Annotated in this window: 14 protein-coding genes; 5 read left to right on the top strand and 9 right to left on the bottom strand. The window is 69.8% G+C overall.

Features of this window, described 5'->3' with window-relative positions:
* Positions 1–99: 99 nt before the first annotated feature.
* Complete coding sequence (locus OHS59_RS42710) at positions 100–1,077, bottom strand: NADPH:quinone reductase (protein ID WP_328498718.1); 978 nt, start codon at positions 1,075–1,077, stop codon at positions 100–102.
* A gap of 167 nt (positions 1,078–1,244) precedes the next feature.
* On the opposite strand from OHS59_RS42710, the gene OHS59_RS42705 reads away from it, so the two are divergent.
* Complete coding sequence (locus OHS59_RS42705) at positions 1,245–1,742, top strand: peptidylprolyl isomerase (RefSeq protein ID WP_328498717.1); 498 nt, start codon at positions 1,245–1,247, stop codon at positions 1,740–1,742.
* 295 nt (positions 1,743–2,037) lie between these two features.
* A complete protein-coding gene (locus OHS59_RS42700; protein ID WP_328498716.1) occupies positions 2,038–2,748 on the top strand; it encodes an AAA family ATPase in 711 nt (236 codons plus the stop codon).
* Positions 2,749–2,785: 37 nt separating this feature from the next.
* On the opposite strand, the gene OHS59_RS42695 is transcribed toward OHS59_RS42700, so the two are convergent.
* The 3 genes from OHS59_RS42695 to OHS59_RS42685 all read right to left on the bottom strand — a co-directional run bounded on the left by OHS59_RS42695 (position 2,786) and on the right by OHS59_RS42685 (position 5,575).
* Positions 2,786–3,364: a dihydrofolate reductase family protein gene (locus OHS59_RS42695; protein WP_328498715.1), complete on the bottom strand. Its 579-nt coding sequence runs from the start codon at positions 3,362–3,364 to the stop codon at positions 2,786–2,788.
* Positions 3,365–3,585: 221 nt separating this feature from the next.
* Positions 3,586–5,034, bottom strand: a complete 1,449-nt coding sequence (locus OHS59_RS42690; RefSeq protein ID WP_328498714.1) for a WGR domain-containing protein — start codon at positions 5,032–5,034, stop codon at positions 3,586–3,588.
* A gap of 205 nt (positions 5,035–5,239) precedes the next feature.
* Entirely contained in the window at positions 5,240–5,575 is a 336-nt protein-coding gene (locus OHS59_RS42685) for a hypothetical protein (RefSeq protein ID WP_328498713.1), read from the bottom strand.
* A 243-nt stretch (positions 5,576–5,818) separates the two neighbouring features.
* Between OHS59_RS42685 and OHS59_RS42680 the strand changes: the two genes are divergently transcribed.
* Positions 5,819–6,148 carry an antibiotic biosynthesis monooxygenase family protein gene (locus OHS59_RS42680; RefSeq protein WP_328498712.1) on the top strand — a complete coding sequence of 110 codons (330 nt, stop codon included), beginning with the start codon at positions 5,819–5,821 and terminating at the stop codon, positions 6,146–6,148.
* Positions 6,149–6,692: 544 nt separating this feature from the next.
* Positions 6,693–8,702, top strand: a complete 2,010-nt coding sequence (locus OHS59_RS42675; protein ID WP_443061595.1) for a CASTOR/POLLUX-related putative ion channel — start codon at positions 6,693–6,695, stop codon at positions 8,700–8,702.
* Positions 8,703–8,891: 189 nt separating this feature from the next.
* Here the strand turns inward: OHS59_RS42675 and OHS59_RS42670 are convergent, their stop codons facing one another.
* From OHS59_RS42670 to OHS59_RS42650, 5 genes are all read right to left on the bottom strand, one after another.
* On the bottom strand, positions 8,892–9,095 hold the full coding sequence (locus OHS59_RS42670; protein WP_107014587.1) for a cold-shock protein: 204 nt from the start codon (positions 9,093–9,095) through the stop codon (positions 8,892–8,894).
* A gap of 365 nt (positions 9,096–9,460) precedes the next feature.
* A complete protein-coding gene (locus OHS59_RS42665; protein WP_328498711.1) occupies positions 9,461–10,288 on the bottom strand; it encodes an SDR family oxidoreductase in 828 nt (275 codons plus the stop codon).
* A 76-nt stretch (positions 10,289–10,364) separates the two neighbouring features.
* Entirely contained in the window at positions 10,365–11,030 is a 666-nt protein-coding gene (locus tag OHS59_RS42660; protein ID WP_328498710.1) for a DUF1707 SHOCT-like domain-containing protein, read from the bottom strand.
* A gap of 338 nt (positions 11,031–11,368) precedes the next feature.
* Positions 11,369–12,739, bottom strand: a complete 1,371-nt coding sequence (locus OHS59_RS42655; protein ID WP_328498709.1) for an outer membrane protein assembly factor BamB family protein — start codon at positions 12,737–12,739, stop codon at positions 11,369–11,371.
* Positions 12,736–13,287: a SigE family RNA polymerase sigma factor gene (locus OHS59_RS42650; protein WP_328498708.1), complete on the bottom strand. Its 552-nt coding sequence runs from the start codon at positions 13,285–13,287 to the stop codon at positions 12,736–12,738. The genes OHS59_RS42655 and OHS59_RS42650 overlap by 4 nt, the downstream gene beginning before the upstream one ends.
* Positions 13,288–13,555: 268 nt before the next feature.
* On the opposite strand from OHS59_RS42650, the gene OHS59_RS42645 reads away from it, so the two are divergent.
* Positions 13,556–14,011, top strand: a complete 456-nt coding sequence (locus tag OHS59_RS42645) for an STAS domain-containing protein (protein WP_328498707.1) — start codon at positions 13,556–13,558, stop codon at positions 14,009–14,011.
* Positions 14,012–14,020 lie beyond the last annotated feature (9 nt).

Below are 14,020 nucleotides of genomic sequence, written 5' to 3'. Positions count from 1 at the left end.
GCCCCAGTCCCCGAACTGCGCACGCTCATCGAGGAGCACCGCGGTGTCTGTCCGGTCCTGGGCGCGATGCACCGGCAGTCTCGCAGCGGGAGCGCCGGTCTACGGGACGTCGATCAGGACTCGGCCGTGGACGCCCGCGTCCACGTGGTCGTGGGCGTCGGCGATGTCGGCCAGCGGGTAGCGGGCGCCGGTCGCGACGGTCAGGGCGCCCACCGCGGCCGCGGCGGTGAGGTCGCGGGCGGCCTGCCGTTTGGCCTGCGGAGGGAAGTCGTCACTGCCGAGCATGCGCAGGGTGACGTTGCTGAACAGCAGAGGCCAGAAGGGGATCTCGGGGCGGTCCGCGCGGGTGGCGTACGCGGCGATCACCGCGTTCTCGGCGACCACGGCGCTGTCGAGGTCGGCGTTGTCGGACAGGGCCACCTCGATGACACGGTGCACGCCGTCCGGCGCGTACGAGCGGATCGCGGCGGCCGGGTCGCCTTCGTCCAGGGCGATCATGTGGGAGGCGACGGACGGGTCGACCAGGTGCAGGTCGGCCTTGCGCCGGACGGTACCGACGACGGTGGCGCCGCCCCAGCGGGCGAGCTGGGCGGCCACCGAGCCGACGGCACCCAGGACGCCCTGCACCAGCACGGTCCGGCCGTCGACGGGGCCGTCGGCGAAGACGGTGCGGTGCGCGGTGATCCCGGGGATGCCCAGGCTCGCCCCGAGGTCGTCGTGGAGGTGGTCGGGCAGGGGCACGGCCTGTGAGGCGGGGACGACGGTGTACCGCGCGGCGGTGCCGAAAGGACGGTAGGACTGGGCCCCGTACACCCACACCCGCCGGCCGACGCGATGTCCCTCGACTCCGTCACCGACGGCGTCGACGACTCCGGCCGCGTCGCTGTGCGGGATCACCCGCGGGTAGGGCATCGCCGATCCGAGCCAGCCGCGCCGCTTCTTGGTCTCGCCGGGATTCACGCCCGAGACGGTGACACGGACGCGGACCTCCCCGGGGCCGGGGACGGGGTCGGGCAGTTCGCCGACCTGCAGTACCTCGGCGGCCGGGCCCTGCTCGTCGTACCAGGACGCGATCATGTCAATCCTCCAGATATGGTTCGGGTTGTCCGGGCCGTCGCCTGCCCCGGTCGCGGCACCTCGCCGGGCGCGACCGTCGCAATGAGGTGACCTCGGCATTTGGTCTCCATGGCTGACAAACCAGGGCGGCTCCCGGACAGTACGCGACGCCGTGAAAGGATCCCCCTATGTCTACCAACGTCTTCTTCGACATCACCATTGACGGCGACGCCGCCGGCCGCATCGTCTTCGACCTGTACGACGACGTCGTCCCCAAGACGGCGCAGAACTTCCGCGAGCTGGCCACCGGCCAGCACGGCTACGGATACGAGGGCTCGGGCTTCCACCGTGTCATCCCGGACTTCATGCTCCAGGGTGGCGACTTCACCCGTGGCGACGGCACCGGCGGCAAGAGCATCTACGGCGCCAAGTTCGACGACGAGAACTTCAAGCTCAAGCACGACAAGCCGTTCCTGCTGTCCATGGCGAACTCCGGCCGCAACAGCAACGGCTCGCAGTTCTTCATCACCACGGTGCTCACGCCGTGGCTGGACGGCAAGCACGTGGTCTTCGGCGAGGTCGTCGAGGGTCAGGACCTGGTGAAGCAGATCGAGTCCCTGGGCTCGCACTCCGGTTCCACCCGCGCGAAGATCGCGATCGCTTCCTCGGGCGTCGTCGAGAAGTAGCGCCTTCGCCCCGGGCGGCGGGCCGGCTCGGCGCAGGCTGTTCGGGCCGTGCATGCGCCCGTTCCGCCCGGGGCCCGCACGCATCCCGCCCTCGGGACTCTCGCTTCGGCCGTGCCGCCCGGCTCCTCGGCGGCACGGCCCGCCTCCCTCAGCCCGGGGCCGTTGAGCAGCCGCTTCGGCACTCGTGGGAACGGCTGCACGACCGACCGCACACACGGCAGCGCCGAGCAAGAGACGCTGATCACGAAGACCTGAGGACACGGACGTCGTCCGAGTCCTGCGCCACACTGGTCGGGTGATTGTCGAACGTGCGTATGCCCACCTCTCCTCGTACGACGAGGACGCCTGGCCCTGGTCCGTGCCCTGCGTCCGGCAGCTGCTCAAGGAAGGGCTGCGCTTCACCGCGCCGGTGACCTTCCTGGTCGGTGAGAACGGCTCGGGGAAGTCGACCCTGGTAGAGGCGCTGGCGGAGGGGTTCGGCCTGGACTCCTACGGCGGCTCCCACGACTGGCGCTACGCCTCCCCGCGTGCCAAGTCCGAGCTCGGCGAGCGGATGAAGTTCGACGCGGCCTCGCGCGGGCGCCGGATGGCCACCAGCTGGTCGGCCCGCAAGGGCTTCTTCCTGCGGGCCGAGACCGCGCTGGACGCCCTGGACAGGGAAGGGCTGTCGCCGGACTCGGTCAGCCACGGCGAAGGCTTTCTCGCGGCGTTCCGCGGAAAGTTCCTCCACACCGGGCTCTACGTTCTCGACGAGCCGGAGGCCGCGCTCTCCTTCTCCTCGTGCCTCGAACTGATCGGGCACATCGACCGGTTGGCCAAGGAGGGCGGCCAGGTCATCTGTGCCACGCACTCACCCTTGCTGACCGCCCTGCCGGGCGCGGACATCATCGAGGTCGGCGAACACGGCCTGCGCAGGGTCGCCTGGCAGGAGCTCGGCGTCGTGGACCACTGGCGCCGCTATCTCGCCGACCCGCACGCCTATCTGCGGCACATCGTCGAACCGTAGGAGCGGAGTGTATGAGTGCATGGGTGCATGGGCGCGCTCAGTCATGCACGGTGGGCCGGTAGATGAGTTCCTGGATACGGCCGTCGAGCGTCCGGTGCTCGATCAGCTCAAGGTCGAAGTCGGCCGCGCCCTGGAAGATCGGGTCCAGGCCGGTCTTACCGGTGATCACAGGAAAGAGCGTCACCTGGACACGGTCGACCAGGCCGGCGGCCATCAGCGCCCGGTTCATCGACAGGCTGCCGTGCGAGCGCAACGGCACCTCGGACTCCTCCTTCAGCCGGGCGACGACGTCGACGGCATCGCCGCTCGCGAGATTCGCGTCCGCCCAGTCGAGAGGTCCCTTCAGGGTGGTCGACACCACCGTCGCCGGCAGGTTCAGCATCCGTGTGACCCACGGGTCGTGCACCTCGGACTCCTCGGTGCTTGAGGCCAGGATCTGAGTGAACGTCCGATACGTGTTGGCACCGAAGACCATGCGCTGCTCCTCGCCGTACTGGGCGAGGCGGTGGTCGAGAAGCTCGGAGCCCTGCTTGCCCCAGTAGCCGGTCCAGTTCCCGCCGGCGGCGCCGAAGCCGTCCAGGCTGGAAAAGACGTCGAAGGTATAGGTGACGGTCATGACGCTCTCCTCGAAGGCGGTTGCTCGCGTGTCGGGTATACAGACTGGCAACCACAGCGAGACTCATCGCCCTCCGACACCCGAGATCCGGCCGCCCCGGCACACTGCCTGCCACGGCCCGTGCGCAGAAGGTCCACGCGGAGGGCACGGCGGTCGGTCACAGCGGGCAGTGTGCGGGATGCGGGTCGGTCACAGCGGGCAGTGTGCGGGAGGCGCGGCGGTCACAGCAGGCGGCGGATGTCGCCTCGGACCCGGTAGAAGCCGCCGGCCGCCGGGTGCAGGGCGTCCACCACATAGCGGGCCCCGGGCTCTCGTATCGTGCGCGGGAACTGGACGTTCCACGACTGGTCGTAGCCCTCGGACACCACGTGGACACGCAGGCGGCCGGTCGTCCGGACGCACTCGACGACGATCGCTCCGGCGGGAGCCTGCGAGACACTCGCCAGTGCGGTCACGGCGGTGGCCGGCTCGTAGGTCGGCAGGGCTTCGGCGAGCTTGACGTCCCGGGCGACGGGCACCGTGCCCTGCTGCGCCGCCGCGATGGCCGCCTCGCTCGCGTCCACGCACACCAGCGAGCCGTCCGTGGTCACCAGGTACAACCGCTCGTCGCGGTACTGCATCGACAGTGCCGAACCGCCGCCCGTGCCCAGCTTCCACAGTCGGGTGCCGTCCCGGTCGAAGCAGTACACCGACGAGGACGCGTCCCCGGCGAAGACGAACCGGCCGCCGGGCGAGGTGGCACACGAGTAGACCGCACTGTCGCAGACATAGGTGGCCTCGATCGCGCCGGTCGCCTTCGACAGCCGCTGGACCACGCGGTGCGCGGTTCCCGCGTACACGGCGTCCTGCTCCTGCCAGCCGAACAGGACACCGCCGCGGGTCGGCGTGTGCCACAACTCGCCGGTCCCGTCCGGCGCGTACGCGCTCACCCCGCGCTGGTGACCGTGGTAGACGGCGCGGTCGTCGGCGCGGACCATCCAGGCGTGCTCGCCCTGGCTGCGGCGCGCCCACTGATGCTCGTCCTCGTGGTCGATGACGGTCAGCCGGCCCTCACGGTCCGACACGTTCAGGACACCCTCGTGGATGTCCAGCCAGAAGATGTCGACGTCCGCCGCCACGTCGTACGCCGCGAACGGCAGCTTCGAGGACAGGTCGTAGACCCGGCCGTCGTCACATCCCGCGTAGATCCAGAAGTCGTCGGCGACCAGGCACTTCACGCCGTCCGGAAGGCTGAATCGGGCCAGGACACCACCGTCGTGGTCCAGGGTGAAGACGTCACCCGCCTGGTTGCCGACCCAGCAACGGTCGTCATCGACGTGGATACCGAACGCCGACGACCCGGTACGGAACCGCCACAGGACCGGTGCCACAGCCCGCGCGGTGGAGGGAGCCGAGGCCACCTGACGCCGGGTCACCGAACGCGGCGCACGCTGCCCGGCGATCGCCGGGGCGTATCCCTTGCGGACCTTCTCCCCCACCTTCTTGGCGGCTGCGGCGCGAGCCTTGTCCGCTGTGGGGAACGTCGTCGTCTGGGTCTGTCCGGCGGCACCGATCCGCCCGTACCGCACCGTCACCACCAGCCCGTCCACGGCCACTTCGTAGAACTTGTGCGCAGCACCGTCCTCCTGCGACAGCTCCAGATACGTCGTCGACGCGGACCCACTGGCCATGACAGACCCCTCCCCAGAACAGGCCCCGCAGTCTCTCCCGCGAGTCCCAATACGCATACCGTAGAGGCAGGCACTGACACTCAACTGATCAGGCCGGTCCGGCCGTCGTGACCCTGGGCACGCCTGCCGTCGGGGAGGGGTCCTTCCGGCAGGGGCCGTTCGGTGGCGCCCGCACGCCGTCGCAGGTGAGAGGGCCCGGGGTCGGTCAACTGTCCTTCTGGTCCGGCGCGTCCGCGTCGAGCTTCGCGAGGTGGTCCTCCCACCGCTGACGGCGCTGGTCCTGGGACTGTTCCCACCAGGGTGTGCCCCGTTCACCCAGCGCGGTCTTCGCGTGGTGCACGCGTGCCCGGGCCAGCCGCTCGGCCGACGCGTCGCTGGCGGTGGTCGCCGAGCGCACCGCGCGGCGAGCCGCCATGAGGTGCCGTCGCAGACGGGCTGCGACGTCCTCGGACAGGGCAGGGTCCGTGGCCCGCCATTTTCGCCCGTCGACGACGATGTGATGTCCGTCGGGAGTCTTCTCCGGTCCATCATGTGCGCTCACACGAACAATTCTGTCCGCACCTTGGTCCGACGGCGCGGCGAGTCCACCGATCTCCGCGAACCGTGATCGCAGCGTCCCCGCACCGTGCCGGACCTCGCATCGTGCCGGACCTCGCATCGCGGAGTTCGCACCGTGCCGGAGTTCGCACCGCGTCAGTGCTGCCGGCGACACCCGCGGAAAAATACCCGCCACCACGGGGACCCCGTCGTCCGGTGCCGAGCGGAGCCACGGCAGGATGGCCTCATGAGCGTAGTCAAGATCAACGTCCTGACCGTCCCGGCCGAGCAGCGGGAGACCCTGGAGAAGCGGTTCGCGTCCCGCGCGGGCGCCGTCGAGAACTCCGACGGCTTCGAGTGGTTCGAACTCCTCCGCCCGGTCGAAGGCACCGACAGCTACCTCGTCTACACGCGGTGGCGTGACGAGGAATCCTTCACCGCGTGGATGGAGGGCAGCATGAAAGCGGCTCACCAGGGCGGTGGCGCGGAAGGCGGCGAGCGGCCCAAGCCGGCGGCGAGCGGGTCCACCCTGTGGTCCTTCGAGGTCGTGCAGCAGACCGCACCACCCAGCGCGTAACCCTGCGCGGTCCTCGCGTCCGCCTGCCGTCACCGGCCCGGTGCCTGAGGCTCGGCGCCCGCCCTGCCGCCCCCGGGAGGATAGGGCAACGCGCCGGGCCTCCGGGCGCCTACGCCCCGCTCCCCCCGGCCGGTAGCGCGTCGCCCGCGCCGGTAGCGCTTCACTCGCCGCCCATCACCCGTCACCCGTCCCTTCCGGAGCACAGGAGCCGCGGCCACTGCCCGACCTTGGCCTCCGCCGGCGGGGTTCTGACGCCGCTTGCGCCTCTAGTGGCTCTGACGGCTGCTGACGGCTTTATCGACTTTGGCGACTTTGGCGACTTTGGCGACTCCTGACAGTTCTGACGGCTGCTGAGGGCTACTGCCTGCCGCCGCATAAACATGTCGTGTCCCGAAAGGATGAACGGTCCCGCGTCCCGGCGTGTCTTCGTCGGCGGGCCAGCACTCTTGCAGATCCGGGCACTGCCGTTACGCATGCGGACGGTGGTGCCCCTGGTGTGTGTCGGCGGCACCGTCCGGGCGGGCGGGGGAAGTAGGGGTGCGCAGTGGAGCGGCAACGGCCGACCTCGTTACGGGACCGGGCGCGCTACCGGTTCGACACCACGCTGGCCCGCAGCACGGGGATGCTGGTGAGCTGGCTGGTGTTGTCCTGTCTGGCGGTGGTGGTACCCGTCAGTGCGCTGGTGGTGTGGACCGATCCCGGCTCACCGCGTTCGCTGTCGGGGCGGCTGGCAGCCGTGTGGCGGACCAGTGCGGAGACGTTACGGCTCGGTGCGCCGACCGGTGCGCCCGTACGGATGGCGCTGTCGGTGCTGCTGGGGATCGTCGCGCTGCTGTGCGTGTCGACTCTGGTGGGGGTGATCACCACCGGGCTGGGTGAGCGGCTGGCCGAGTTGCGGCGGGGCCGCTCGATGGTGCTCGAAGAGGAGCACGCGGTTGTCCTCGGCTGGTCGGACCAGGTGTTCACGGTGGTGGGTGAACTGGTCGCGGCCCGGGCCAGCCGCCGGTGTGTGATCGCCGTCCTGGCCGACCGGGACGTCGCCGAGATGGAGGAGGCCCTCACCGCATCGCTGGGGCGCGGTTCCGGTGTCCGGCTGGTCTGCAGGAGCGGCTCACTGACCAGCGTCGACACGCTGACCCTGGTCACTCCCCGGGCCGCCAGTTCCGTGCTGGTCCTGCCCTCGGAAACTCCGGACGCGGACAGCGAGGTCGTACGGATCCTGCTGGCCCTGCGAGCGGTCCTCGGTGACGAGGCCGGACCGCCCGTCGTCGCGGCCGTGCGCGACGGCCGCCATCTGCCCGCCGCAGGTCTCGCGGCAGGCGTCCGCGGCACGATCGTGGAGACGGACGCGACGACGGCGCGTCTGCTGGTGCAGTCCGCGCGGCGCACCGGGACGGGTGAGGTTCTGCGCGACCTCCTCGACTTCTCCGGCGCGGAATTCCACCTCGTGGACCTGCCGGCAGGCATGCTCCAAGGACTCACGGGCCCTCGTTTCGGGGATCTGGTGCTGTGCTTCGAACGGTCCAGCGTGGTGGGCCTGCTGCGGCCGGACGGGCGACCGCTGCTCTGCCCTGCTCCGGGCACCGTCGTCACCCCCGGAGAGCGGCTCATCGTGATCGCGCACGACAGTACGCCGGAGGCACCGGTCGACTGCCGTGAGTGCGTCGACCCGGCCGCGGTCGCCGTACCGCAGCCCGAACGCCTAGGGCCGGTACGGGTCCTGCTGCTCGGCTGGAACCGCCGCGCTCCCCTGCTGGTGGAGGCGCTTCGCCTCGGTGCCGCACCAGGATCGGTACTCGATGTCGTCGTCGACGAGACACAGGCGGCTCCCTCCCAGGACCACGACGGTTCCCCGGAGGACGCCGCACGGCTGTCCGTCACCCACCGAAGCGGTGAACTGCTTCACCCGGAAAGCCTCAAGGACCTGGACCTCTTCGGATACGACACGGTGATCGTGCTGGGGGCGGACGCCGTGGACGGACCGGGGCATCCCGACGACAGGGTCCTGGTCACCCTGCTGATACTGCGGGAGATGGAACTTCGGACGGGCCGGATCATGCCGGTGGTCGCGGAACTCGGCGATCACCGCAACCGCGCCCTCGCGCCGCTGGGCCCGGCATCCGACGTCGTCGTCCGGGGCGAACTCACCAGCCTGCTGATGGCACAGATCTCCCACAACCCGCACCTGGCCGCGGTGTTCGGGGAACTGTTCGCGGCACACGGCGTCTCGGTTCATCTGCGCCCGGCCTGCCACTACACACCGCCGGGGTACGAGGCGTCGTTCGCGACCGTCGTGGCGGCCGCCCGGGACCGGGGCGAATGCGCCATCGGTTACCGCCACACCGACCCGCGGTCAGACACCGGCCACCGTCATGAACTGCGGCTCAACCCCGCCAAGACCGAACGGCGCGTGTGGAACGCGCAGGACGAAGTGGTCGTCGTGGCGAACGACGCCGCCGCGCCCGAGCAGCCCCACGGCACGCTCGACGCCGTACCCGGCATGCGCCACGACTGCCAGGAACAGGAACAGGAACAGGAACAGCCCCAGGAATAGGCACAGGCACACCTTCGATCACAGGCGCAGCCCCAGGCAGAGAAGCGGAACGGGGCAGCAGGGTGACACGCCCTCGCCCCGTAACCCGGTGCGGTTCGAGCGCCCACCCGGCACGCGGGGCGCTCACCTCATGGGACGCGTGGGGCCCCGGAACATGGTTCCGGGGCCCCACGCTGTCCGACGAGAACGTCAGGCGGGCGTGATGTTCTCCGCCTGCGGGCCCTTCTGGCCCTGCGTGACGTCGAAGTTCACGACCTGGCCCTCCTGCAGCTCACGGAAGCCGGAGGCGTTGATGTTGGAGTAGTGCGCGAACACGTCCGGCCCGCCACCCTCCTGCTCGATGAAGCCGAAGCCCTTTTCGGCGTTGAACCACTTGACAGTTCCCTTGGCCATGCTCGTGCCTTCCAGTCGATATCGGACCCGCACAACACGAGCCCGGAGGTGATCGCCCTGGTCCTGCACTGCACAGCAAAATGCCCGCACCGGAGCGCGGGCAGGTACTGCGAACCACGACATCTGACGATGACGCTACACGGAGAAACCGCCCACCACCAGAGAGCAACAGCCATGATCCGAACCGCGTCGCGCGGTTTGACCGCATCGCACGATTTGCCTGCCGGCCGCGTGCGTGTGTGCTGCCAGACGCGGCGCGGATGCCGCCGATCATGGCCCCTGGCCGGGACGGGCGCCCGCCGAAGTGCTGAGCCGCTCTCACCAGCACGGGGTCTCGCGCATCCCGGCGCTCCGAGAGCCCGGGGTCACGTCGACGCCGCGAGAAACCGGCGGGCACCTCGAAGCGTGGTGCGCAGTTTTCGCTGAGTGGCTCGGCTGTCGAGTCGGACGTCGATGGCGCCTGGAAGCCCACTGTCGGCGCGCAGGCCCGTGGGCAGCCGGGACGCGTCGATGCCGTCACGTCCGGCGATGAGAGTGCCGAGTCCGTGACGGCTCAGGGCGTCCGCTCCGGCCAGATGGTGGACGCCGTGAACGTCGTACGAAGCCAGTTCCAGGATGGCCGCGGCCAGGTCGGAGACATGCACCGGGCAGCGGATGTCGTCGGAGAACAGACAGCCGTCGCGGGTGCCTGCGGCGAGTTCGTGCACAGCGCGTTCATGACCGGACCGCCCATCGCCGATGATCAGTGAGGTGCGGGCCACGACGGCCTGCGGATGCACGAGCAGGACCCCGGTCTCCGCTGCCGCCTTGGCCGCTCCGTACGGGGTGACGGGGTCCGGGAGGCAGGACTCGTCGTAGTGGACACGCGCTCCGGAGAAGACCGCGTCGCTGGAGACATGAACGAGGCGGCTGCCGTGCCTCGCTGCCGCCATCGCGAGGCGGATCGGACCCTGGGCCGTAACCGCCCAGTCCGCCTGTCCGCTCGACGCGTTGACGACCAGATGGGCGCCGGCGTCGGCCAGGATCGCGTCCGCACGCTCGGGGTCTCGCAGGTCGAGGTGCCGCCACCCGACTTGGGTGGAGCTGCCGGGGCAGGTCGCATAGGTCGCGACCGCCGGTCGTCCGGCTGCCGTCACCTGCCGGATCAGCTCGGCACCCAGGAAGCCGCTACCGCCGATGATCAAAACAGTCACGCTGCGACACCATAGAGCTCCATACCGCAGAGATCGATACCGCAGAGCTACTGTCCAGACCTACGGGACAGTAGCTCTACCGGGCAAGGGACGTGGGCCTGCGTCGCAGCAGCCACTGACCGAACGTCCGACGCGAAGGTCGCACCACCACGCGGCCGTGGGCCTTCTGGCCGACCAGCTCCACTCGCAGGATGACCGGCGTGTCAGGACTCGCCGGGGCGTGACGGTACTTGAGCCTGCTGTGCACCAGCTGCAGTCCATCCGTATCGACCACGACGCCCGGCTTCGTGACCAGCGTCAGGGTCTTCCCCGTCATGCCGACGTCGATCCGCAAGGTGTCGTGCGTGATCACTGCGTCGGTGAAGTCGAGCGTCACCTCGCAGAACGTCACCGCGAGTTCCATCCTCCGCGGCACCACCCAGCGCCCCACGCGCTCGACCGCACCGCTGAAGGTCTGCTCGATCCGCACCATGTCCTTGGCTTCTGCCCCGGTCCCGCCGACCGTGGCCGTCACGGGCGGCAGGTCGGCGGTGAGCGTGGTCAGTTCGCTCAAAGTCCGTGCGGACAGGGCAACTTCCAGGCGCTCGTCCAACTCGTCCGCGGTCAGCAGGCCGTCCCCCGCCGCGATACGCAGTACATCCACCACCCGGTCCCGGTCCGCATGAGAGGCACGCAGATCGGGCGACGAGCCGGGGTCCGAGCGGCCCGGGAGCTTCCCGGTGGGTGAAATCTCTCCCGGCATGCTTCCCCCTGGTCCTGTCGAACGTCTCCGCGCGACGCGGGCAGCGACGCGAAGAGAAGACTAGCGCTATATCGCGACATGAATTCCGACCGGGCCCCTCACGGAGAGGCGACGGCCGGCGTCGTTCCACTGCATGCGGCATCCATCATGCCGAGGAGCGGTCGCGGCAACAACCGGATCACCAGGGCCAGTTCACCCAGCCCGTGGGCCGGGCCGGAAAGCCGTGTCCATGCCGACGAGGTCGGGGCTCCTGGCCGCACAACGCGGCCGTGTGGGACCCGGGTTCCCCCGCCGGGCCCACACGCCTCCTCCGCCGCCTCCTCAGCATCGCGATCCGGTTACGAACCCGCCTCGGGCAGTTCCGGCTCGATCCGGAACAACTCGCCGCCGACCTGGCCGATGAGCCCCCGTTCGTAGAGCATCAGCTCGGGAGCGATCCCGCCTTCCACCGGGCTCTTGGGCACCTCCACTCGACCGCGCCAGCGCACCGCGCCGCTGTCGAGGTCGAGACCCACCAACTGCCCGGACGGATCGAGGTAGTACGCCACCCGGCTGTCGAGGTCCACCGCGGCGGTCGAGGGCAGTTCCCGCATCGTGGGATCACGCGATTCCTTGCGGAGTTTCAGCCCCAGTTCGCGGGACCAGAGCCGCCGTCCGTCGTCGGCGGAGTACGCCACGACGGTGCCGTTCCTGCCGGGCACCAGGACGATGCCGTCCGCGACCGGGCCCATCGGCAGGCCGTCGGCTCGATGCTGCGTCACCTTGCCCGAGCGGAGGTCGACGCGCGTCAGGGTGGCGGGCCCCGGGTCACCGAAGAACTTCTGCCCACCGGCCATACCACCCAGCAGCACGGCGTCCTCATCCGTACCGATGTAGGCGGTCGGGCCCTCGACGGTCGCGACCGTACTCGGCTTGCCGGTCTCCGGGTCCAGCCGGATGACGGTGCTGCGCTGTGGGGCCTTGTCGCTGTCCGGCGAGCACATCAGGTAAGGGACGCCGTCAATGGCGACCCGGTCGCAGTCGGCCTTCTTCCATGAGTACGTCCACAGCGGCTCGCCCGTCCTGTCGTCCAGCGCGGCCACACTCTTGAAGGTCGGAGAGTTGGTGAGGATCCCGCCGTCGAACAGCACGGCGGAGGACCGGTTGCGGCTGTCGTCCGCCAACTTGTGCTTCCACAGCACCTGTTGGCTGTCGATGTCGAGGGCGACGAGATCGGTACCGGCGCTGGAAGCCCCCGGCGCGTGATCGGCGTAGGTGTAGAGCACGCCGTCGCGCACACCGGGCAGTGATCCCGCCGGAGAGCGGCCGCTGTCGACGTCCTGGGCCTCTTGCCGCCACCCGACCTTTCCGGTCCGGGCGTCCACACCGATTCCGTCGTACTCCGCCCCCCGGCAGTAGACGGCACCAGGGGCCGTGGTGCAGGCGTCCCAGGACTTTCCGGGCAGCGTCGTCTGCCAGAGCAGCTTGCTCTCCTCGCTGACCCGCGTGGCCGGCGGTTGCGCTCCGTCGTCACCGCCCGCGCCGGTGACGAGGACCGCGCCGAAGGTGATCCCGGCGACGCCGAGGACCGCCCCCGCGGCCCGCGCGAAGTTACGCCGCCGATGGCGGCGCACGATGAGGTCGGCGACGCCCGCCGGAGGGCTGGGGTTGTCCGGGGTCCACTCGTGCAGGACGTCCCGGATCGTGCGGTCGAGCTGGTCGCCGTTCATGTGTGGGCTCCCTTCGGCAGGCTGCTGCTCGGGGCGGTGGCTGCGGTGCGGGCCGGGGCATCCAGCTCCGGCGCGAGACGGCGCAGCCGGGCCAATGACCGGTGGGTGGTACTGCGTACCGTGCCCACCGAGCAGCCCAGGGCGGCCGCCACCTCTGTCTCGGACAGGTCCTCGAAATAGCGCAGCACCAGCATCGTGCGCTGCCGCGGGGTCAGCTGGGCCAGCGCCTTGCCCACGGTGATCCGCAGGTCGGCGGCGGACGTGCCGTCGGCGACGCCGAGATCCGCCGGCGGCACGGCGAACGTCGGCTCGCGGTGCGGGCGACGCAGTCGCCAGCGGCTGATCTGGTGCCGGTACATGACCTTGCGCACGTACGCTTCCGGGTCCTCGATGTGCCGCCAGCGGGCGAGCGCCTTCATCAGAGCGATCTGCACCAGGTCCTCGGCCTCGTGCCGGTCGCCACCGGTGAGCAGGTTCGCCAGGCGCAGCAGAGCGCTCCACCGGCTTTCGACGTAGTCCCGGAATCTCTCGTGGTCCTGCGGGTCCATAGGCCCTCCCCTTCCCTAACGCTGACAAGGACGCGTGGACCCTGGACGATCTATGTCTGCCGTTCCGGAGTTTCTTCTGCGGACTCCCGCTGCCGATGCCGATCCCGATCCCGATCCCGATCCCGATCCCGGCTCATGGACGAGAGACCGCAGGCTCGTCGCAAGCTACTTGGCCTCTATTCATTCGATCGGGTGACGTGGTGGACAGGCATATCGTTTCTGCGTGCTCGCCGCGCCCTACCGTGCAAGGTGAGGCGACCTGGACCCCGTGAGCCTGCAGCAATCGATCAGTGCGGCCTTCGCATCGCCGTTCAGCAGTGCGCGGAGGCCCCCGGACGACGTTCATGATGAGGCCCTCATGCCGCTGCCCAATTCTGACTCTCTGCCCGAAACGGACCCGCCCAGCGCCCATGCTCACAGCTTCCCCCTCGGCGAGGCCACGGTGGTCGAACTCCACGGGGAGATCGACGTCTTCACCGTCGGCGAGATCACCGTCGACCTCGACACCGCGACCGGGCGACCGTTACCGCACGTCATTGTCGACCTCCGGCCGGTGATCTTCATGGACTCCAGTGGCCTGCACCTCCTGCACCGCGCCCACCGCCGTGCCCGCGACCGCCGCGGCAGCTTCCGTCTGGTCAGCGACCAGCCTCGCCTCCGGTACCTGCTGCGCCTCACCTCGCTGGACCACATCCCTCTTTCATCCACCCTCGATACGGAATGACGGAAGGCA

Source organism: Streptomyces sp. NBC_00414 (genome assembly GCF_036038375.1).
Taxonomy (GTDB): Bacteria; Actinomycetota; Actinomycetes; order Streptomycetales; family Streptomycetaceae; genus Streptomyces.
The sequence above is the reverse complement of the archived record's forward strand: the minus strand, read 5'-3'. Positions and strand labels throughout refer to the sequence as shown.